The sequence below is a fragment of the Flavobacterium sp. P3_A6 genome, assembly GCF_056403035.1.
Map to the genome: position 1 here is coordinate 31,859 of NZ_JBFUGG010000003.1, position 22,510 is coordinate 54,368.

Annotated in this window: 20 protein-coding genes; 11 read left to right on the top strand and 9 right to left on the bottom strand. The window is 34.0% G+C overall.

Translation table 11 applies throughout. The features are described 5' to 3' along the window. Positions 1-98: 98 nt before the first annotated feature. Positions 99-557 (bottom strand): IS200/IS605 family transposase, encoded by a 459-nt coding sequence (gene tnpA / locus AC1DVP_RS03635; protein ID WP_477182191.1) that lies wholly within the window; start codon positions 555-557, stop codon positions 99-101. 1,018 nt (positions 558-1,575) lie between these two features. On the opposite strand from tnpA, the gene AC1DVP_RS03640 reads away from it, so the two are divergent. From AC1DVP_RS03640 to AC1DVP_RS03665, 6 genes are all read left to right on the top strand, one after another. Continuing rightward, complete coding sequence (locus AC1DVP_RS03640) at positions 1,576-5,019, top strand: leucine--tRNA ligase (RefSeq protein WP_477182192.1); 3,444 nt, start codon at positions 1,576-1,578, stop codon at positions 5,017-5,019. 269 nt (positions 5,020-5,288) lie between these two features. Beyond that, positions 5,289-6,137 (top strand): alpha/beta fold hydrolase, encoded by an 849-nt coding sequence (locus tag AC1DVP_RS03645; RefSeq protein WP_477182193.1) that lies wholly within the window; start codon positions 5,289-5,291, stop codon positions 6,135-6,137. After that, positions 6,137-6,607: an RNA polymerase sigma factor gene (locus tag AC1DVP_RS03650; RefSeq protein ID WP_477182194.1), complete on the top strand. Its 471-nt coding sequence runs from the start codon at positions 6,137-6,139 to the stop codon at positions 6,605-6,607. Before AC1DVP_RS03645 ends, AC1DVP_RS03650 begins: the two co-directional genes overlap by 1 nt. Then, positions 6,597-7,193 (top strand): hypothetical protein, encoded by a 597-nt coding sequence (locus AC1DVP_RS03655; protein WP_477182195.1) that lies wholly within the window; start codon positions 6,597-6,599, stop codon positions 7,191-7,193. The genes AC1DVP_RS03650 and AC1DVP_RS03655 overlap by 11 nt, the downstream gene beginning before the upstream one ends. A gap of 123 nt (positions 7,194-7,316) precedes the next feature. After that, on the top strand, positions 7,317-7,502 hold the full coding sequence (locus AC1DVP_RS03660) for a hypothetical protein (protein ID WP_477182196.1): 186 nt from the start codon (positions 7,317-7,319) through the stop codon (positions 7,500-7,502). Positions 7,503-7,595: 93 nt separating this feature from the next. Then, the gene (locus AC1DVP_RS03665) at positions 7,596-8,276 is read left to right on the top strand and encodes a zinc metallopeptidase (protein ID WP_477182197.1); all 681 of its coding nucleotides are present in this window, start codon (positions 7,596-7,598) and stop codon (positions 8,274-8,276) included. A gap of 84 nt (positions 8,277-8,360) precedes the next feature. On the opposite strand, the gene AC1DVP_RS03670 is transcribed toward AC1DVP_RS03665, so the two are convergent. The 3 genes from AC1DVP_RS03670 to AC1DVP_RS03680 form a co-directional block, all read right to left on the bottom strand. Next, a complete protein-coding gene (locus AC1DVP_RS03670; protein WP_477182198.1) occupies positions 8,361-8,717 on the bottom strand; it encodes a hypothetical protein in 357 nt (118 codons plus the stop codon). A gap of 256 nt (positions 8,718-8,973) precedes the next feature. Then, entirely contained in the window at positions 8,974-9,723 is a 750-nt protein-coding gene (locus AC1DVP_RS03675) for a uroporphyrinogen-III synthase (protein ID WP_477182199.1), read from the bottom strand. A 14-nt stretch (positions 9,724-9,737) separates the two neighbouring features. Further along, positions 9,738-10,409, bottom strand: a complete 672-nt coding sequence (locus AC1DVP_RS03680) for a DUF4271 domain-containing protein (RefSeq protein ID WP_477182200.1) — start codon at positions 10,407-10,409, stop codon at positions 9,738-9,740. A 101-nt stretch (positions 10,410-10,510) separates the two neighbouring features. On the opposite strand from AC1DVP_RS03680, the gene AC1DVP_RS03685 reads away from it, so the two are divergent. From AC1DVP_RS03685 to AC1DVP_RS03695, 3 genes are read left to right on the top strand one after another with little or no spacing between them, the layout of a single operon-like run. Then, positions 10,511-11,236 (top strand): polyprenol monophosphomannose synthase, encoded by a 726-nt coding sequence (locus AC1DVP_RS03685; protein WP_477182201.1) that lies wholly within the window; start codon positions 10,511-10,513, stop codon positions 11,234-11,236. An 11-nt stretch (positions 11,237-11,247) separates the two neighbouring features. Continuing rightward, entirely contained in the window at positions 11,248-12,588 is a 1,341-nt protein-coding gene (locus tag AC1DVP_RS03690; protein WP_477182202.1) for a dihydroorotase, read from the top strand. A 9-nt stretch (positions 12,589-12,597) separates the two neighbouring features. Then, positions 12,598-13,149 (top strand): DUF4296 domain-containing protein, encoded by a 552-nt coding sequence (locus AC1DVP_RS03695; protein WP_477182203.1) that lies wholly within the window; start codon positions 12,598-12,600, stop codon positions 13,147-13,149. 5 nt (positions 13,150-13,154) lie between these two features. Here AC1DVP_RS03695 and AC1DVP_RS03700 read toward each other — a convergent pair whose 3' ends face one another. Next, entirely contained in the window at positions 13,155-14,144 is a 990-nt protein-coding gene (locus AC1DVP_RS03700; RefSeq protein ID WP_477182204.1) for an NAD-dependent epimerase/dehydratase family protein, read from the bottom strand. Between the two features lie 164 nt (positions 14,145-14,308). Between AC1DVP_RS03700 and tyrS the strand changes: the two genes are divergently transcribed. Further along, entirely contained in the window at positions 14,309-15,607 is a 1,299-nt protein-coding gene (gene tyrS / locus AC1DVP_RS03705; protein WP_477182205.1) for a tyrosine--tRNA ligase, read from the top strand. Positions 15,608-15,646: 39 nt separating this feature from the next. Here tyrS and AC1DVP_RS03710 read toward each other — a convergent pair whose 3' ends face one another. From AC1DVP_RS03710 to AC1DVP_RS03725, 4 genes are all read right to left on the bottom strand, one after another. Then, positions 15,647-16,627, bottom strand: a complete 981-nt coding sequence (locus AC1DVP_RS03710; protein ID WP_477182206.1) for a LuxE/PaaK family acyltransferase — start codon at positions 16,625-16,627, stop codon at positions 15,647-15,649. A 122-nt stretch (positions 16,628-16,749) separates the two neighbouring features. Beyond that, positions 16,750-17,085 (bottom strand): T9SS type A sorting domain-containing protein, encoded by a 336-nt coding sequence (locus tag AC1DVP_RS03715; RefSeq protein ID WP_477182207.1) that lies wholly within the window; start codon positions 17,083-17,085, stop codon positions 16,750-16,752. A 97-nt stretch (positions 17,086-17,182) separates the two neighbouring features. Continuing rightward, positions 17,183-18,379 (bottom strand): hypothetical protein, encoded by a 1,197-nt coding sequence (locus tag AC1DVP_RS03720; RefSeq protein ID WP_477182208.1) that lies wholly within the window; start codon positions 18,377-18,379, stop codon positions 17,183-17,185. A 211-nt stretch (positions 18,380-18,590) separates the two neighbouring features. Then, positions 18,591-21,407, bottom strand: coding sequence for a TonB-dependent receptor (locus tag AC1DVP_RS03725; RefSeq protein ID WP_477182209.1), 2,817 nt, complete (start codon positions 21,405-21,407; stop codon positions 18,591-18,593). 244 nt (positions 21,408-21,651) lie between these two features. Between AC1DVP_RS03725 and AC1DVP_RS03730 the strand changes: the two genes are divergently transcribed. Continuing rightward, a complete protein-coding gene (locus tag AC1DVP_RS03730) occupies positions 21,652-22,335 on the top strand; it encodes a response regulator transcription factor (RefSeq protein WP_477182210.1) in 684 nt (227 codons plus the stop codon). The last annotated feature ends 175 nt before the right edge of the window (positions 22,336-22,510 follow it).

A 22,510-nucleotide genomic window follows, 5' to 3' on the forward strand; every position in this document is an offset into this window, starting at 1 on the left:
ATAATAGTAATTTTGTTTAACTGCCTTGTAGAGGCTTACTGTTTGTAGCATTCATTTTGTGTTTTTTGAAAAGCTCCGAAGGAGCGGCCTGTCTATCATTAAAACCATTGAAACAAATATTTTTCGTCATATTCAATTTCAAATTTTTCTAAAAACGAAATATATTCCTCTTTAAAAGTTTGTTTTTTATGATGGCTTTCTTGATTTAGAATGTATTTTATCACATTATCGAGCTGGCTTTTTGAGTACGAAAATGCTCCATATCCTTCCTGCCAATTGAATTTTCCGTTAATCCATTTGCTGTCATTAACGAATTTTGAAGAACCAGCTTTTATATCTCTTACTAAATCTGATATCGTGATGTTTGGTTTTATCCCAATCAAAATATGAACGTGGTCTGGCATTGCAAAAATGGCTAATAATTTTTGTTCTCTATTGGAAACAATACCTGTAATGAATTTATGCAATTCTTCGCGATTTTCTTTTTTAATAAGATTTTCACGTCCTTTTACAGCAAAAACAATTTGGACATAAATTTGTGAATAGGTATTTGCCATAAATTCATTTTTTTAGGTCGCTCTTATGGAGCTAAAATCAAAACCGCATATTTTCTACAAACAGCTGACCTCTACGAGGTCTCTTTTTATTTTTTTAACTGCCTCGTAGAGGCTTACTGTTTGTAGCATTTATTTGATATTAATTGAAAAGCTCCATAGGAGCGATCTGTTTTTATTGATTTGTATCGGTGATGATTTTTTATTCTAATCGATTTCAAATAGAATTGAAATTTATGAACAGCTATAAATTCATTTTTTAGGTCGCTCTTATGGAGCTAAAATCAAAACCGCATATTTTCTACAAACAGCTGACCTCTACGAGGTCTCTTTTTATTTTTTTAACTGCCTCGTAGAGGCTCACTGTTTGTAGCATTTATTTGATATTAATTGGAAAGCTCCATAGGAGCGATCTGTTTTTATTGATTTGTATCGATGATGATTTTTTATTCTAATCGATTTCAAATAGAATTGAAATTTATGAACAGCTATAAATTCATTTTTTAGGTCGCTCTTATGGAGCTAAAATCAAAACCGCATATTTTCTACAAACAGCTGACCTCTACGAGGTCTCTTTTTATTTTTTTAACTGCCTCGTAGGGGCTCACTGTTTGTAGCATTTATTTGATATTAATTGAAAAGCTCTATAGGAGCGATCTGTTTTTATTGATTTGTATCGATGATGATTTTTTATTCTAATCGATTTCAAATAGAATTGAAATTTATGAACAGCTATAAATTCATTTTTTTTAGGTCGCTCTTATGGAGCTAAAATCAAAACCGCATATTTTCTACAAACAGCTGACCTCTGCGAGTCTCATTATTTCTTAAATTATTAACTAATCTCAAATAAGAAACAAACCAAAAATAAGTATTTTCACTTAATTAAATGATTTATTTTTTTGTTTAAGAAATAACTTTGGCACAATGCACAATAAACGTAAATTTGCGACCTAATTTTATTAGTATTAATTAAATACCCTATTCTGGGATTTAAACTCAAGAAGGTTTATATAAAAATATGAAATACAATCCGAACGAAATAGAGGCCAAATGGCAAAAATACTGGGCTGAGCATAAAACTTTTGCAGCTAAAAACGATTCAGACAAACCAAAATATTATGTTTTGGATATGTTTCCTTATCCGTCTGGAGCGGGATTGCACGTGGGGCATCCGCTGGGTTATATCGCTTCGGATGTGTATTCCCGTTTTAAAAGACATCAAGGTTTTAATGTTTTACACCCAATGGGTTATGACAGTTTTGGATTGCCAGCTGAACAGTATGCGATACAAACCGGCCAGCGTCCAGAAGACACGACCCGCGTAAATATTGACGGTGGTGCGGACAAAGAAGGAAATCAGATTGCAGGTTACAGAAAACAATTAGACAAAATAGGATTTTCATTTGATTGGGATAGAGAAGTGAGAACTTCAAATCCTGATTATTATAAGCATACGCAATGGATTTTCATTCAATTATTTAATTCCTGGTATAATAAAAATACTGACAAAGCCGAAGACATTTCGACTTTGATTTCCATTTTTGCGACAGAAGGAAATGCAAATGTAAATGCGGTTTGCGATGATAACATTGTCGGTTTTTCGTCAGGCGAATGGAATGCACTTTCATCAGAAGAACAACAAAAAATACTATTACAATACAGATTAACGTATTTAGCCGAAACCGAAGTAAACTGGTGTCCCGGATTGGGAACTGTTTTGGCCAATGACGAAATTGTAAACGGTGTTTCAGAACGAGGTGGTTTTCCGGTTATTCGCAAGAAAATGACGCAATGGAGTATGCGGATTTCAGCTTATGCTGAGCGTTTATTACAAGGTTTGAATGATATTGACTGGAGCGAAAGTATCAAAGAATCACAGAGAAACTGGATTGGAAAATCAGTTGGGGCTATGGTGACTTTCCCCATCCTATCCTTCCCCGAAGGGGAAGAGAACTTGGAGTCTAAAAAAACTTTAGGTTATATGACGGGAGGAAATAATTCGCATTTATTACTTGAAAGAGCAAAAGAAATGAGGAATAATCCAACAGAAGCTGAAAAAATATTGTGGTTAAATTTAAAATCAAAAGCTTTAGATTTTAAATTTAGACAACAACATTTAATTGCTGACTATATTGTTGATTTTGTTTGCCTTTCAAAGAAATTAGTGATTGAAGTTGATGGTGAAATTCATGATTTTCAACAAGAAGCAGATGCCGAACGAACAAAAGTTCTTAATGAGAAAGGGTTTAAAGTAATTCGATTTAATAATAAAGAGATTTTAAATAATATTGATAGTGTTTTAAATATTATCAAACATGAGTTACACATTGCTGTTGTTCCCCCTTCGGGGGCTAGGGGGATTCAGGTTTTCACAACTAGACCTGATACAATTTTCGGAGTTACGTTTATGACATTGGCACCAGAACATGAATTGGTTGCACAAATCACGACTCCGGAACAAAAATCAGCAGTTGAAGCTTATATCGAAAAAACAGCAAAACGTTCCGAAAGAGAGCGTATGGCGGATGTAAAAACCATTTCGGGAGTTTTCACGGGAGCTTATGCCGAGCATCCGTTTACCAAAGAACTGATTCCGGTTTGGATTGGCGATTATGTTTTGGCTGGATATGGAACAGGTGCTGTGATGGCAGTTCCTTGCGGTGATGAAAGAGATTATGCTTTCGCGAATTTCTTCAAGGGTCAAAAAGGAATGCAGGAAATCAAAAACATTTTCGATAAAGATATTTCTGAAAGTGCTTTTGGTGCTAAAGAAGGTTTCCAATTAGTAGATTCTGATTTTTTAAACGGATTAGGATACAAAGAAGGAACTAAGAAAATAATTGAGGAATTAGAAAAAATAGGTCAAGGAAAAGGGAAAATCAATTACCGTTTGCGTGATGCGGTTTTCTCCCGCCAGAGATATTGGGGAGAGCCTTTCCCGGTGTATTATGTAAATGGCTTACCGCAAATGATCGATGCGCAGTATTTGCCTATCATCTTGCCGGAAGTAGAGAAATATTTGCCAACCGAAGATGGATTGCCTCCATTAGGAAATGCTGAAAAATGGTATTGGAATACAACAACTAATAGTGTTGTCTCCCCTCCTTCGGAGGGGTCGGGGGAGGATATTTTCCCTCTTGAATTGAACACGATGCCGGGTTGGGCGGGAAGTTCGTGGTATTGGATGCGTTATATGGATGCCAAAAATGACGACGAATTTGCTAGCAAAGACGCATTAAAATATTGGGAAAACGTGGATTTATACATTGGCGGAAGCGAACATGCAACAGGCCACTTATTGTATTCCCGTTTTTGGAACAAATTCCTGAAGGACAAAGGTTTTGCACCAACTGAAGAACCCTTCAAGAAACTGATTAATCAGGGTATGATTTTGGGGATGAGTGCGTTTGTTTACATATATCGTTTAAATACGATTACTAAAAAAGATTATAATAAAGGGAATATGGCAATTGATGTTCCAAGCCCTGATTTGTTACTTATTTCGAAAGATTCATATGACAAAATTTTAAATGGACAAGCTCTAGATGAAATTGAAAATTGGGTTAGTAAAAAATACGGTATTGAGTCTGAAAGGAGTTTTGATGTTAGGTATTTTACCGAAGATGTCCTAAAAAGACACGTGGATGTTTCACTTTTAAAAGGAGCAACAGATGAATTAAATATTGATGCTTTTAAATTAGATAATAGATATAGTGATTTAAAAGATGTCGAGACTTTAAATGAAGAGCAATTCTATTTGTGCAGTAGGGAAATCGAAAAAATGTCGAAATCCAAATACAATGTAGTAACTCCGGATGATATTTGTAATGAATACGGAGCTGATACTTTGCGTTTGTATGAAATGTTCTTAGGACCATTGGAGCAGGCAAAACCTTGGAACACGGCAGGAATTTCGGGAGTTTTTGGTTTCTTGAAAAAATTATGGCGTTTGTATTTTGACGAAAATAACGGTTTAATCGTTACCAATGACGAACCAACGAAAGACAACCTGAAATCATTGCACAAAACCATCAAAAAAGTAGCTGAAGATATTGAAGGTTTCTCTTTCAATACTTCGGTTTCACAGTTTATGATTTGTGTGAATGAATTGTCAACTCAAAATTGTCATTCTCGTGCGATTTTGGAACCATTGGCGATTGTAATTTCGCCTTATGCACCGCACATCGCAGAGGAATTGTGGGCTCAATTAGGAAATTCAGGTTCTATTTCGACTGTTCAATTTCCAGTTTTTGAAGAAAAACATTTGGTTGAATCGGAGAAAGAATATCCGGTTTCTTTTAACGGAAAAATGCGTTTCACTATCAAATTGCCTTTGGATTTAACCAAAGAACAAATTGAGGATATCGTAATGAAAGACGAAAGAACCCAAAGACAATTAGACGGAAAAACACCAAACAAGGTGATTATTGTTCCGGGAAAAATTATCAATTTGGTGGGGTAGAGAAATATCAATTTCAAGTTTCAATGGCAATGTCAATGAAAAATGAATTGAAAAAAAACAAAAAATTCCAAATTCTATTGACTATGTTCAATTAGGATTTGGAATTTTTTATTGCAGTTACTATTGCTATTGATTATTGTAATTGATATTGCCATTAAAATTAATCAATTAATTTTTTTATTAAAATTTTTATTTTCGTTGTAACATTTTAATAGTTGCCGTATCCAAAGGGCGGATCCGATTAATTATTAACTTAAATCTATAAAAAAATGAAAAAGTATATCTTGATTATCGCGCTATTATTTTCAGCATTGTGTTTTAATGTATTTGGGCAGACAAAATCGTATCCGTTTGAAGTTATCAAAACAGGAAAGGGAAAACAAGCCATAATCTTCCTGCCAGGTTTTGCCAGTTCTGGAGATGTCTGGAGCGAAACAAAATCTAATTTTGAAAAAGAATTTACTTGTTATACTTTTACTATGGCAGGTTTTGCAGGAGTTAAGCCACAGCCAAATGCTTCCTTTAAGAATTGGGAAACAGAAATTGTCAATTATATAAAAGTAAACAAAATTGAAAAACCAATTATAGTAGGCCATAGTATGGGTGGCGGACTAGCGCTTGCAATTGCATCCGATTATCCGGAACTAATCAGCAAGATTGTAGTTGTTGATGCACTTCCTTGTTTGGCCGCTTTGAGAGATCCTTCTTTTAAATCACAAGAAAATAACGACTGCAGTCCAATGCTCAGCCAAATAGGGAGTATGTCTGAAGATGAATTTCATCAAATGCAAAAAAGAAATATGGCATTGCTCCTGGCAGATGCTTCCAAGCAAGATGAAGCAATAAGCTGGAGTATGAAATCAGACAGAAAAACGTTCAGCGAAATGTATTGTGATTTTTCCAATACTGATCTGAGGGAGAAAATTGCAGCCATAAAATGTCCTTCACTGATATTGCTGGAATTTGGTTTTTCCAATTACAAAGCGCCTATAGAAGCACAATATAAAAACTTAAAAACGGCCAGTTTTCAATACTCAAACAAAGGTTTGCATTTTATTATGTACGATGATAAAGAATGGTATTTGGCACAACTGAACAACTTTATAAAGTCTATATAATGGAGTTTGAAGAACTATATAAAACCTATTGGCAAAAGATATTTCGTTTGTGCATGGGGTATGTAAATGATTATGACGTTGCACAGGACATTGCACAGGAAACATTTATAATTGTTTGGCAAAAACTAGGCACATTCAGAAATGAATCCAGTATCGGCACTTGGATTTTCCGAATAGCATCGAACAATTGTCTGAGGCAGATTGAAAAGGAAAAACGGTTTCCAAAATCTGAACTTCCTGTAAACATTACTGAAGAAAAGCAGTATTCGCTGGAACCGAAGATTCAGTTTTTGTACAAATGCATTGCCGAATTGCCGGAAACTGACCGTATTATAATTTCACTCGAACTGGAAGATGTAAAACAGGCAGAAATTGCCAATATCGTTGGGCTTTCGGAAGCGAATACGAGAGTGAGAATTCATAGAATAAAAGAAAAATTGACACAAAAATTTAAAGAGAATGGACAATAATATAGACTTCAAAGATTTATGGAAACAGCAGGCTGTAAGTCCGCCCAATATTGAGGATTTGTTTTCTAAACTGAAACATTTTAAGAAAGTAAGTTTAAGAAAATTAATTATTACTAATGTGCTGCTTATCGCGACAAGCGTATTTATTCTTTTTATCTGGTATTGGTATCAGCCAGAGTTTATTTCGACCAAAATAGGAATCGTTTTAATCATTTTAACAATGGGAATTTATTTGTTAGTTTATAATAGATTAGCTGGATTTTATAAAACAATTGATGGGACTCTGAGCAATAGTGAATACCTGCAAAAATTAATTTTAATTAAAGCAAAACAGCAGTTTTTGCAATCTACCATGTTGAGTTTGTATTTTATACTGCTTGGGCTTGGGTTGTCTTTGTACATGTACGAATACGCATCCCGAATGACAATGTTTTGGGGGATTTTCTCTTATGCAGTAGCGTTGGGCTGGATAGGGTTTACTTGGTTTTATTTAAGACCAAAAGAAATCAAAAAAGAGCAGAACAGAGTCAACAGTTTGATTGCAAAATTTGAAGAAGTAAATAAGCAGTTGAATGCTAATGAATAGCAGTGCATCTTTACATTTATGACCGCAATATATGAATCCTAAATTCCAATTTGACGATTGGGATTTTTTTTATGTAACGTTTTTCACGTTCTTATAACCAATATAAAATATAAAAAAGCAAAAATGAAAAAACACGAAGTTCACATTTTGAAAAAAAAGGCTGGTTTTTCCAGTATGAAAGAAGAATTGTCAAGAGAAGTTGAGGCTTTCTTGAATATTAAGTCTTCTGAAGGGTATGAAGTTATAAATGTTTCTTTTACGTATTATGAAGGAGCAGAATTGATAGCCTTTATTACGATTTGCAAATAATTTTGTAAATGCCAAAATGACACAATTATAATTTGGTTCAAAATTTGATGTTTAACTCCTAGATTTTAAACTTTAAATTAAAAAACAAAAGATATGGGAATGAGTTATTTGATTCTTGCTGGTGGTATTATGCTGGCAAGTTGGTTAGTAAGTTCTACACTAAAGAATAAGTTTGAGTTTTATTCCAAACTGCATTTGCAAAACGGATTGTCTGGACGTGAAATCGCCGAGAAAATGCTTGCCGATCACGGGATTTACGATGTAAAAGTAATTTCGGTTGAAGGACAATTAACGGATCATTACAACCCAGCAGACAAAACGGTTAATTTAAGCGAGGCAGTTTACAACCAGCGCAATGCGGCAGCAGCGGCAGTTGCGGCACACGAATGCGGTCATGCCGTACAACACGCGACGGCTTATAGTATGTTGGCTTTGCGTTCTCAGTTGGTGCCAGTTGTAAATGTGGCTTCATCCTACATGCAATGGATTTTGTTAGCAGGAATCTTGATGATTAGAACTTTTCCGGCACTTTTATTGATTGGAATCGTGATTTTTGCAGCAACAACCTTATTTTCTATCGTGACATTGCCAGTAGAATATGATGCGAGTAATCGTGCATTGGCTTGGCTTGAAAATAAAAATATGCTAACACGAGAAGAACAAGCGGGAGCAAAGGATTCTTTGAAATGGGCAGCCAGAACGTATGTAGTTGCTGCATTGGGCTCTATCGCTACCTTGTTGTATTATGTATCTATTTATATGAACAGAAGGTAATTGACTGGGACTTTAAACCTAGATGAAATAACAAAAGGGGCAGTCTAATATTTAGACTGCCCCTTTTGTTTTTAAAAGAGTTTTTTACTCTGGCATATTTTGCTGTTGCCATTTTATTAAAACGGCAAGCTGGCCAGCAGTTAAAGCAGGTTTTTTGTTTACTGGAGGCATAAATTTACGATTGTCCTGAGGCAGTTGAACGCGGTCCAGTATCGCACCAATATTTGCTTTTACGTGATCGTAGTTCTCCAACGGTTCTTTTCTTCCTTGGGGTGGTATATGACAAGGAGTGCAGCTATTCACAATTATAGGTTCAATGTCAGTTTTGTAGCTGATTTTTTTAACTTCAACATAATCTGATTTTCCTTTTTTTGCAGAGTTACAATTGACAATTAGCATGGATAATGGAATTATGAAGGCAATTAATCGGGCTTTTTTCATAAAGTTTTTTTTGGGTTAGTTAAAGTTAGATTTGTTTGTCTGTCTATTTGTTGGTCTAAAGAGTTTTGAATAGCTTTTGTTTAAAAACCTTGTGTTGCTAAAAAAGATCTCTATGACCGTGTATTTGAATTAAAAAAGCAGTTTTGGTTTAATCAGTAATCAAAAAAAAATGCAATTACTTAAAAAAACAAAAATCCAAATTCCAATTAAAGTAAAATTGGAATTTGGATTTTAAAAATAATAGTTTTGAATATAACTATTTTGCTTTGTTAACTTCTATTATGTATTTTTCCAAAGCCATTGTCATAGATGGAGTTCCTGGTGTTGGAGCCATTATGTCTACGCGTAATCCGTGATCAAGAGCTTCTTTTTGAGTAGTACTGCCAAAAACAGCTATTCGAGTATTGTTTTGCTCAAAATCGGGAAAATTTTTATATAAAGATTTAATTCCGGTTGGACTAAAGAAAGCCAAAACATCATAATAAACATCTGCTAAATCAGATAAGTCACTCATAACAGTTTTGTAAAAAGTTGCCGGAGTCCAATCTACTTTTAAAGTATTTAATGTTACAGGAATATCCGCATTCAATTGGTCTGAAGCTGGAAGCAGAAATTTTTCGTCTTTGTATTTTTTGATTAAAGGCGATAAATCGGCAAAGTCTTTTGGTCCGACATATATTTTGCGCTTTCTGTACACTACATATTTTTGCAAGTAAAATGCAATCGCTTCAGACTGGCAAAAGTATTTTAATCCTTCAGGAATCTTATAGCGCATTTCTTCTGCTACTCTAAAAAAATGATCCACGCCATTTTTACTTGTCAATATAATAGCGGTGTAATTATTTAGATCAATTTTTTGAAGTCTAATTTCTTTCGCGCTTACTCCTTCTACATGAATAAAAGGTCTGAAATCAATTTTCACTTTATGCTTTTGCTGTAGCTCAAAGTATGGAGAATTTTCCACTTTAGGTTCTGGTTGCGAGACCAAAATTGTTTTCACTTTCATATTTTAAATAATTTCTAAACGCTATCTTTTGTAAACCAATAATACATAAAATAATAGGGTGCTATTTCGAGAGTGCAAAGATATAAAATAAAATAAAACAACTTACTGAAAATTTCTTTTCTGTAATTTTTTATTGAAAACAGATACAGAAAAATATTTAAAACTATTATGCTGTATAGGATTAGCAGGGGTATGTTTTTTAAAGCAGAATCATAATAGAATAAAACAATGTCAATTGGGAGTAATAATAAGCCTACATATGTTCTGTAGCTAATCTTTTGTAAATTAAACTGTTCGGCAATTTCTTCTATCTTAAACGAAGTTGCGATGATTTTTTCAATCAGGAATTTAGAGAAAATAAAGTAAGTGACAAAAGTGAAAATCTGAATAAACAGTATCCAGTCTGTTTTTGATCCATAACCAAATTGGCTTAGTAAAATTTGAATAAAAAAAGAAAAGGAAATTATCTGAACAAAGAATAAAGGAATTGAAAACATATCCATTAAATGGCTGCTGTCTCTGTATATTCTAGTGTATTTGTCGGAAAAAATTAATTTTGAAAAATCTTCAAAACGGTTTTCATAAACAGATTTGGTCAATGCAATAATGCCAAAAGCCATAATGAAAATTATAGTTACCCAATCGCTAGTATCAGTTATTCTTGGATGAAGTATGTGTTCAGTCATAATTAGAGCAAAATTACTAATTTTTATAACATTATTTATTATAATTTTATAATAATCAAATGGCATAAAAAGGTTACTTTTGCAACGAAATTACGCGAAATATGAACAATTGCATTGTTATAATTCCTACTTATAACGAAATTGAAAACATCGAAAGCATTGTCAGAGCAGTGCTCTCTCAACACAAATCTTTCCATGTTTTGGTTATTGATGATAATTCTCCGGATCATACTGCTGATAAGGTAGTTATGCTTCAGGAAGAGTATAGGGACAGATTATTTTTGGAGAAAAGAGCCCAGAAAGCTGGCTTGGGTACTGCATATGTTCATGGTTTTAAATGGGCATTGAAAAATAATTATGWTTTTATTTTTGAAATGGATGCAGATTTCTCCCATAATCCTAGCGATTTAGAGAAATTATACGATGCCTGTCATTTTGGTGATGCCGATTTGGCGATAGGTTCGCGTTATGTTACCGGAGTTAATGTTGTTAACTGGCCTTTGAGCCGTGTTTTACTGTCTTATTTTGCATCCGTTTATGTCCGGATGATTACAGGAATGAAAATTCATGATGCAACAGCTGGTTTTGTTTGCTATAAAAGAATAGTCCTCGAATCAATTAATCTGGATAAGATTAGATTTGTTGGTTATGCTTTTCAGATTGAAATGAAATACCGTACTTATTGTAATAAATTAGCTATTTCGGAAGTGCCGATTATTTTTACCGACAGGACTAAAGGGCAATCCAAAATGAGTAATTCAATAATAGTTGAGGCTGTATTTGGTGTTATTTTATTGCGTTTAAAAAAGTTATTTAACAGTTTGTAAAAGAGAATGCTATGAATAGATATTTAATTAAGAATGCTAAAATAGTAAATGAAGGAGTTATCTTTGAAGGAGACGTTCTTGTAGAGAATGATCTTATTGTTGAGATTTCGGATAATATTAGCTTGAAATCGTCTGACTGTATGATTATCGATGCCGAAGGGAATTATCTTATGCCTGGAGTTATTGACGATCAAGTGCATTTCAGAGAGCCGGGTCTTACTCATAAAGGGGATATAGAATCCGAGTCAAGAGCTGCAGTTGCGGGTGGGATAACCTCATTCATAGAACAACCCAATACAGTTCCAAATGCTGTTACTCAGGAAATTCTGGAAGAAAAATACCAAATAGCTTCTGAAAAATCATTTGCCAATTATTCGTTTATGATGGGAGCTACGAATGATAACTTGGAAGAAGTTCTAAAAACAAATCCTAAGAATGTTGCCGGAATTAAAATATTTTTGGGATCTTCTACAGGAAATATGCTGGTGGATAATGAAGTGGTACTAGAGAAAATATTTTCGTGTACTTCAATGCTGATTGCGGTTCATTGTGAAGACGAGATGACTATCAAAAATAATCTTGAAAAATATAAAGAAGAGTTTGATGAAGATGTTCCGGTAACAGCACATCATCTTATCCGCAGTGAAGAGGCTTGTTATCTGTCTTCTTCAAAAGCGATCGCTCTGGCTAAAAAAACTGGCGCAAGATTACATGTTTTCCATCTTTCGACTGCCAAAGAAATGGAGTTGTTTACCAATAAAATTCCACTGGAAGAAAAAAAGATTACGGCCGAAGTCTGTGTGCATCATTTGTGGTTTACTAATGATGATTATGAAACAAAAGGGAATTTTATTAAATGGAATCCAGCTGTAAAAACAGCTAATGATAGAAAAGTATTATGGGAAGCGCTTAATGACGGACGGATTGATGTAATTGCTACTGATCACGCGCCTCATACATTGGAAGAGAAAAAACAAAAATATTTGCAGGCTCCTTCAGGAGGGCCATTAGTGCAGCATGCTCTTGTAGCGATGTTTGAAGCACATCATCAAGGAAAGATAAGTGTAGAGAAAATCGTTGAAAAAATGTGCCATAATCCGGCCAAAATTTTCAAAATTGAAAAAAGAGGTTTTATTAAAGAAGGTTATTATGCTGATTTGGTAATTATCAATTCAGGTTTGCCTTGGAGTGTTAAGAAAGAAAATATACTTTCAAAATGCGGCTGGTCTCCTTTTGAAGGATTTACTTTTAAATCTAGAATCACGCATACTTTCGTTAACGGGAAGCTGGTTTATTCTGGTTTTAAAGTAAAAGACATTCGCGCTGGACAAAGAATGTTATTTGACCGATAATTATAGAATATGAAAAAGATACTATCTCTTTTTATTTTAATTGCTTCATTTTTTAGCTGTAATAAGGATTTGGTTGAAAAACCAGATAATCTTATTGATAAAAAGGTGATGAAAGATATATTTTATGATACTTCGCTTTTGGAAGCCGTAAGGTATCAAGATCCAGATTCTTTATATAAAAATGGGGTGAACCCAAAGACATATATTTTCAAAAAATATAAAATTGACAGTATTCAGTTTGCTAAGAGCCAAGCTTATTATGCCTCTGATTATAGAGAATATAAAAAGATGTTTGATGACGTAAACGATCGATTAAAAAAGGAGAAAGCTGCAGTGGATCTGATTAATAAAAAGGCCGAAAAAAAGGAAGCGGCACTTAAAAAAGCAAAAGGAAAAAAAATATTGGATTCTATAAATAAAGTTAAGAAAGCCAAAGAATTAAAAATTAAAAAAGAGAAAGATTCTGTAAATAAAGCCAAAAAAGAGAAAGAACTAAAAATTAAAAAGAAGGATTCTATAAGTAAAGCTAAAAAAGAAAAGAATTTAAGGCTTAAAAAATAGACAAATTACAAAACGACAATTTTTTGTATATAATCAGAAACGTCTGTGAATGTTATGTTCAAGGCGTTTTTTATTTTTTCATTAGAATATAAATCCGATGAATAAGATGATTTGGCAGAAGCTTTGCTGAGCTGTCTTTTTTGACCAAAAATTGCAGAAGCGATCCAGCTCAATCTAGATAAGGAGTTCATCATATAAGGGGTAGCATGATACTTGGGTCTTTTGACTTTTAAAGCATCAGCAACTGAGAATAAAAAATCTTGAAAATTGATATTTTGGGCAATCAGTGTGTATCGTTCTCCATCAATAGAGCTTTCCATTAATTGATACAGTATATTTACAACATCAGTAACTGCTATGAAGCCAGTTGATCCTTTGGTGTAGAAAGGCAATCCATTTTTTACTTTCTTGAAAATCTCACCGCTTCCCTGATTCCAAAATCCAGGACCGATAATAACGCCAGGATTTATAATTGCAACTTTAAGGCCTTCTTGCTGACCACGCCAAATTTCCATTTCCGAACCGTATTTTGAAATCGCATAATCGCTATGCAGTTTTTCGGGATTCCATTCGGTTTCTTCAGTAATAATAGATTCGTGTGCGGCTAAGTCTCCTAGAGCAGCTATGGAACTTATATGGCAAAGTTTTTGGATTTTATAGGCCAAACAAAAATTCACAATGTTTGCTGTGCCTTCAATGTTTGTTTTACGGACAAGATTTTCATCTTTTGGATCAAAAGAAATCATAGCGGCGCAGTGATATACTTTGTCAATTCCTTGAAAAGCATTTTCTAAAGAAGGAATATCCAGAATGTCAGCTTGAGTCCATTCAATTAACTCGAAAAAGGTGTCTTTTTTGTATAATGAAAACAGTGATTTTGTCTTTTGGATGTTATCCAAATTTCTGTAAATAGCACAAACTTGCTCACCTTTTTCTGTTAAGTGAATTAAGAGATGTGCGCCAACTAAACCTGTTCCTCCTGTTACTAATACCATTTTGTAAATGTAATAAAATCAATTTCAAAAATCAATGGCAATGACAATTTCAAAAATCAAAAATCAATTTTAAAACATTGAATCGAGGTTTCCATTGCTATTGAAATTGAAATTGAATTTTGCCATTGATTTTCCTACCTTTGCCCAAAATTGATTTTATAGAAATGAAAAATATTATTTCCGAATTGCAATGGCGTGGTTTAGTACACGATATCATGCCAGGAACTGAAGAACAGCTTTTAAAAGAAATGACAACTACTTATATCGGATTTGATCCTACATCAGATTCTTTGCATATTGGTAGTTTGGTGCCGATTATTTTATTGGTTCACCTTAAAAATTTTGGTCACAAACCTATTGCTTTGGTAGGTGGTGCAACTGGAATGATTGGAGATCCTTCCGGAAAATCTGATGAGAGAAATTTATTGGACGAAACCACTTTAAATTATAATGTTGAAGGAATAAAAGGAGTTCTTTCAAGATTCTTGGATTTTAATGATACTGCGGCAAATGCACCGGTTTTAGTTAATAATTACGATTGGATGAAAGGCTTGTCATTCATCAATTTTGCTCGTGACGTGGGTAAACGTATCACGGTAAATTATATGATGGCCAAAGATTCTGTGAAAAAAAGATTGACTGGTGAAGGCGAGGGAATGTCATTTACGGAGTTTACATACCAATTGATTCAAGGATACGATTTTTATCATTTGCACAAAGAATACAACTGTCTGCTGCAAATGGGAGGTTCGGATCAATGGGGAAATATTACCACTGGTACAGAATTAGTACGCCGCATGAATGTAGGTGAGGAAGCCAAAGCTTTTGCAATGACTTGCCCGTTAATTACCAAAGCTGATGGTTCCAAATTCGGAAAATCCGAAGGAGGAAATGTTTGGCTGACTGCGGATAAAACTTCGGTTTATAAATTTTACCAATTTTGGCTGAATACTACCGATGTAGATGCTGAAAAATATATTAAGATCTTTACTTTCTTGGATCAGGAAACAATTGATGTTTTGATTGAAGAACATAAAACAGCTCCGCATTTAAGAGTTTTACAAAGAAAACTAGCCGAAGAACTGACTGTTTTTGTACACTCTGCAGAAGAATTGGAGAAAGCGATTAAAGCATCAAGCATTCTTTTTGGAAATGCTACTGCAGATGATTTGAAACAATTGGATGAAGCTACTTTCTTGGAAGTTTTTGATGGTGTTCCACAAGCCGAAATTGCAAAAAGTGATATTGAAGCTGGATTGAATATTGTTACAGTGCTGAATGAAAAAACTGGATTTTTTAAATCGAATGGTGAGGCGAGAAGAGCTTTGACAGCTAATTCTATATCTGTAAATAAAGAGAAAATTACTGAAGAGTTTGTGCTTTCAGCAAAAGATTTGATTAACAGCCAGTTTGTGCTGTTGCAAAGTGGTAAGAAAAATTATTTTGTAATTAGAGTGGTTTAATTGATTTTGAACAAATTAACAAATCAACGGTTTGACTTTTTAAATCACCATCAAATTACATCCTCGGATATCCGAATTATCGAAACGTCCCAATACTTCGAAAGTGGTATTGGGATATTTTTTGCCCAAATCCTGCGTAGCAATAAACGAACAGGAGTTGATATTGGCTAGGTCAATTACGTTAATTCCGCCCGTTTTGCCGTCGTTTATATACGTCAGAGCATCTTCGGTATCGCGAATGTGTATCTGCATCCAAGAAGGGCATTCAAATATGCCGTTTCCTAGTGAATAAGCCTGCGAAAGTAATTCGGTCATGCCGTATTCAGAATGGATGGCTGTGACGCCAAATCCGCTGCAAAGCTGTTCGTGCAGTTCTTCCCGAATCATCTCTTTGCGTTTGCCTTTCATGCCGCCGGTTTCCATAATGATGGTATGCTGGAGCTGGAAGGTTCTTTTTTCGATTAAATCCAATAAGGCATAGGTAACTCCAATTAGAATTACATTTTGTCCTGCTTGGTCTAATGTTATCAATTTTTGAATTAATTCCTCGTGATTGTTGAGATAAAATCCACTGTGGCTGTTGTTGGTCAATTGTATTAAATCTTCAGCCATATAAATCAATGATGAGCCTTCTCTTTCCAAATAGGATGGAAGCAATGCTAAAATCACATAATCTTCAATGTTTCCGTAAAATTGAGAAAACCCTTTGCGGTAGCTTTCTTCATATATGGAAACATCAGTAACTAAATGTTTACTGGTAATAGAACCCGTTGTGCCGCTGCTGGTAAAGGTGGTTTTAATTGGATTGCTGTTTGAGACAACGTTATGGCTTTTGAAAAACTGTATCGGTAAAAAGGGAATCTGATGCAGTGACTTTACTTTTTGCGGATTTGTTTTTAATAAATCGCAAAATTCCTGATACACCAAATTGTTTTCATATTGAAAACGGAATACTTTTAAAGCCATTTTTTCAAATTGCTTCTGGTTCGAAATGGTGAATATGTCGCTGGCTGTAATCAAGATTTTTTGAGGACAAAGATATTATATTTTCTTTCCTTTTTAGTTTTTGATGTTTATGGTTTTAAAAAAGGCATAAAAAAAGTTCCAATTAAAATGGAACTTAGTTATTGTGTTATGAAGAACTACTGGACTATCAGTTTTCTGCTGCTAGTTGAACCTTCTTCTGTTATTTTTATAATATAAATCCCTGGGGATAGATTTGAGATATTTAATTCTTTTGTATTAATCCTGGTCTGCAGTACTTTTTTTCCTAATACATCAAAAATAATGATATCTTTTTCTAAGTCTTTCGTCGAAGTGATGTAAACTTTACCAGTAGCCACAGGATTTGGATACAAATTCAACCCTTCAATTGAAACGTCTTCTTGTGTTTTCGGCTGTTTGTTATCTTGTGCTATTGCACAGGTAGTAAAAAAAATAGCCGCTAAGAGAGTAATATAAAAGTAGTTTTTTGCCATCAGCTTTGGTTTTGAATAGTAAAGATAGAAAAAATAGTAATAGAAAAAAAAACATCCTAAAGAATTAGGATGTTTTTAATATTTATTTAACTACGGTTTATTTTATTAAACTAACACCGTCAACTGTTGCCCATGCTCCAGCTGTCAATGAAGCTCCTGTTGCAGTTGTACTAATTGTCAAGTTTGCTGCAGGAAGAAAACTTGCTGCAGATAATGTAAAAGTAGTTTGTCCTGAAATGAAGGTAATAGGTGAGTTGGTAATTTTTACGTTGTTTAATTTAATTTTGCCACCAGCAATTTGGTGATCGTAAGTAACTTTATCTAGTACTTGGAGTACACCACCATCATGTGCAGTAGGCGTAGTTTGACTAACATAACCATCGATTACGATATTACTGTAATCTCCATTTCCTTCTTTTTTAAATTGAATAGCATCCAATTGAATTTCTTTCTGTTCTTCTGTAACCGTACCTGCAGCTCTTTTTAGAGTGATGTTAGTAACTTTTGGGAAAAAAGCATTATCATTTGAAGAAGATTCAATTTCCATACCGTAGTTTCCTTTTTCGGTTTGGTAAGCATACCAGTTAGTATTTGCTTGACCTTGCCATCCATCTTGCCAGTCAAATGAATCATCATAGTTGCCATAAGAAATAGCATTAGTCATACTTACTGTACCTCCAAAAAATTCGTATCCGTCATCAGCACCTTTGTAAGATACTAAGTGATCTAAAGTTGTTCCTGATCCAACAGAATAGAATGTAAAACCATTGTTTTCTTTTTGACCGTCAGCTAATTTTGAACCTGCATATTCCACTCTTGTATAAACTAATGATCCACCATTGTGAGTAGGATTTGTACCACCGTAAGAGGTGTTGTTTCCGTCTTCAGATGTTGAAGTTGTTCCTCCTCCAGCTACTTTTGCAGGAGCATCACCATACATTATGATTCCTCCCCAAGATCCTGGAACTTTTGATTTTTCTGTAAATACTACTGGTTTGTCAGCAGTTCCTTTTGTGATTAATTTTCCGCCATTCATAACAACTAAAGCGTTGTCTCCTGTTGCTTTGTCAATTGTGATTGTAGATCCTGCATCAAAAGTTACAGTTACACCAGCATTGATTTTTACAATACCTTTCAAAGTGTAGTTTCCGTAAGCATAAGTAATGTCCTTAGTTATTGGACCAGTAATTTCACCAGTAGCAGGAGGAGTAACTGGAGTTGGATCGTCGCTGCTTGAGCATGAATTTAAGAATAACCCTGTTACAAGTGCTAAAGCTAAAAATTTTGTTTTCATAAGTTTGTTATTTGATTTTATTTTTGACAAATGTATAGGCTATATCTTCGTTGKGAGTTATCAGAATATTACTTTACGGTTATCAAAAAATAAGGTTAATATCAAGAAAATGTTATGTTTTTTTTGCTATGTTAATTTTAAACTCAATTCGACTGTATATAAAAAAAGCTCCAAAAAATGGAGCTTTTAATAAGTGTTCTTTTATTGGGTTTTAAAAAGTGTATCCCAGTTTTAATGAAAATCCGATTCCCTTTTTGTAACTGTTAGCCAATAGAGACTGTTCAGCTACTTTTATAGTTCCATCGTTTCCGAATTCAAGTTTTCGTAATGGATTTAATAAGTTATCAGCGGTAAATTTTACATCAAAATGCTCGGAAACTTTACTTCCCCAAACAAGGTCTAATTGCTGTACCGGCAATTCATAGGTATGATCCTGGCCATTTGTTCCTACAGCATATATTCTTTTCCCAAAAACACCATAAACTAATGAAACAGTGTTCGACCAGTCATTGCTGAAATTAAATTCATATTTCAAATCCGAATTCACTAACCAGTCTGATGCTCCTTGTAATGATCTTGATTGGTGAGTTTCGATAGAAGGTTTTACGGTAATAATTCCGTCCTCATCTATTGATTCAAAAKTAGGGCTCACAGTAACTTTGGATGACATCAAAGTAGCATTTAATCCCCATGAAAAATTACCTAAGCTTTCGTCAATTCTTTCTAATCCAATAAGTAATTCAGCTTCTACTCCAAATAAGTTGGCACTGTCAGAATTTAGAAAAGTGGTAACCGTTCCTGTTGTTGCGTTTGAGATAAACGTTTTTTCAATTGGATTGATAAGGTGTTTTCCAAATAATCCCACTGCAATCATTTCTTTAGCCGTTGGGAACAACTCATATTTTAAGTCAGCATTGTAATTGTCGCTGTTTTTCAAAATTGAATTTCCTTGTGTTGAAGTTCCGTCAGCATTGATGAAAGATATTGGGAAGGATTCCATGATAACTGGCTTAGTATATGTTTTGCTTGCTGCAAAACGAATGTTGCTGCTTTCAGTTAGTAAATACTTTAGATTTAATGAAGGTAAAAAATAGGCGTTATCATATTTTAATATTTTGAAAGGAGAGTCAAACGAACCCAATGCTCTGTAGTGTGTTTCTTTAATAGCACTTTCAAATCGAATTCCTCCATTTATTTCAAATTTGTCTCCAAACTTTAAAAACAAATTAGCATAGCCAGCATTTGCCATTTCATCCAGTTTCACTTTGTAAGTAGCATTAGAGTTTTCGCTAAAAGTTGCGTTATTCGCTAAAATGTCGCTGGTTATCTGAGTATCTACATTATTTATGCTTGAAGTAAAACCATTAAAACCATTACTACTGGCACTTGCAACAAAACGGTATGAAGATTCCATCATGGATCCGTTACCATTATATCCTACAGTTAATTTATTTTGCTTGTCATTTTTTCCAAATTTCAAATTGTATTCTGCCAATACAGAATAAAATGAATTACCATCGATAGTTAAATATTGACGAAGGAAATTATTTGCTCCATAAGAAGTGCTTATCAAATCATCACCAACTTTAAGTCCTGAAAAAAACTTTCTATCAGGCTGTTCGTATTTTGTGCTTGCAAATGAGGCTCCAGCTTTGATAGTTTGATTTTTGTCTTCGGTTAGTACATATTCACCTAATAATTGAGTATTTAAATAATCACTTTTGTCTAATTGATTGGTACGGATAAATGCGTTTTGAGCATCTGTTCCTCCTGAATGTCCGTATTGATCTTTTATAGAGTTTAAGTTAGCTCTGATGTATAATGTGTTGAATGATAGCTTAAGTCTATCTGCGCTGTAATTTAACCCAATCAGTGCTGAGTTTGTAGTTTTAAAACGATAATCAGTGGTTGTAAAGTTGTTTACATACTTAGAACCTGAAGACTGTAAATCGATCGTTCTGTCAACTCCTTCTCTTACTGAAAAATTATTGTCGTAATTTAGCGAAAGCAGATACGAGAAAACTTGATTATTATTCAAATTGAATTTCTCAGCATGCAGAAGATTGATACTTGTGTTAAGAGGGCTTTTAGATTCACTTACACTAAAACCTTTATCGTTGTTTACTGAGTTTAAAGCTTGATCAGTAGTGAATGTTTGTCTTGTTGCAGTTGATCCTAAAAAGCCAGGAAGTGCTCTTTCGCTTCCATTAAAACCTAAAAATCCTTTTGTAGTTTCGGCATCTTGAGAAAGTAAGAAATCTTTAAAAGTGTTTCCTGTTGTGTAGCCAAAACCAAGATTCAGTTTTGTAACGCTCTTGTTTACTTTTGAAGTTTGAATATTGAAAGTGCCACCAGCAAAATCGCCATAGATATTTGGGTTAAATGTTTTGTACACATCAATTACCCCAACAATATTCGTTGGAAATAAATCCAAAGGAATAATTTTTGAAAACGGATTATTCGTTGGCGCTGCCAAATCATTAATCAATAAATTATTGTATCGGTCTTCAAGCCCGCGAACGAATAATCCGCGGGAGCCTACTTTTGTGATTCCAGTAATTTTTGTCAAACCTTCTTCAACATCGCTAACTCCTTTTCGGGACATTTCTTGAGCACCAATACTCTGTTTGATAACAGCTGCCTGTTTTTGTTCCAGTAATAAAGCAGTTTCTTTTTCTCTTCCATTGTTTGATTTGATTACAACGTCTTTCAGTTTATAGCTTCCGGATCCCAAAGAGCTGTTTGCTGTGACAGTTTCGTGAGCAGTTACAGTTACAGGAACTTCTACAGATTCATAACCCAAAAAGCTAAATTGAATAGTGTAATTTCCCGGAGCTGCTGTAATGGAATATTTTCCGTCAATATCAGTATTGGTACCAATTTTTGTTCCTTTTATTAAAACATTGGCAAATGGCAATGGCTGATTATTGGAATCTTTGTCTAATACAACACCTGTTATGGTTCCAGTATTTTGTGCGAAACCGATAACACAAATAAATAGTGTAAAGAATAGAAATTTTAATTTCATTTTATGTAGTATTTAATTTTCTGCAAATAAATGGCAGGATTCTAGTCTTTGTGTTAACATGAAGTTATCAATGAATGTCATAATTATTATGAAATTGTTATCATATTAAATTATAGTTAAGTCCGCTTTTTTTAGTATTGATACTAAATGGTTTATTAGTACTTTTACATTGCAATAAAAAGTCATTGTATCCTATTGAGGTATAAATACAATAGAAAAACTTAATTTTTGCCATTAAATAAATATGAAGAAAAGAAACACCAAGATCCTTCTGGTTGATGATGAACCGGATATTTTAGAAATCGTAAGCTATAATTTAGCACAGGAAGGATACCAAATTGTTACGGCTGCCAATGGTAAAGAAGCTATCGAAAAAGCCAAAAAAGAATTGCCAAGCCTTATTATAATGGATGTCATGATGCCCGAAATGGACGGAATGGAAGCCTGTGAACATATCAGAAGAATTCCTGAGCTGAACAATGTTATCATTACATTTTTGACAGCAAGAAGCGAAGATTATTCTCAAGTAGCCGGATTTGATGCGGGTGCAGATGATTATATTACCAAACCAATAAAACCAAAATTGTTGGTTATTAAGGTAAAAGCCCTTTTGCGCAGATTGAAAGAGCAAGATCAAAATGCCGAAACACTTAATGTAGGCGGAATAGAAATTAACCGTGAAGAGTATAAAATTGTAAAAGATAATCTTGAAATTGCTTTGCCAAGAAAGGAATTTGAGCTGTTTTATCTTTTGGCTTCCAAGCCGGGTAAAGTTTTCAAGCGGGAAGAAATCTTAGACAAAGTTTGGGGTAATGATGTTGTTGTTGGCGGAAGGACTATCGATGTTCATATCCGAAAACTTCGTGAAAAAATAGGTGACGATCTTTTTAAGACCATAAAAGGAGTAGGATATAAGTTTGAAGTTTAAATTTAGGGGACTGAGTTTCTAAATAACTTAGTTCTTAAATATTTAGCTAAAAAAATAAGCTGTCCTCTCAAAAATAGAGAATTAATATACTTTTGTTTGGAAAAAGACCATAAAACTATTTTTCTAACTTAGAATCTCCGTAACTTAGAGTCTTAGTTTCTGGGATCAAAGTTCC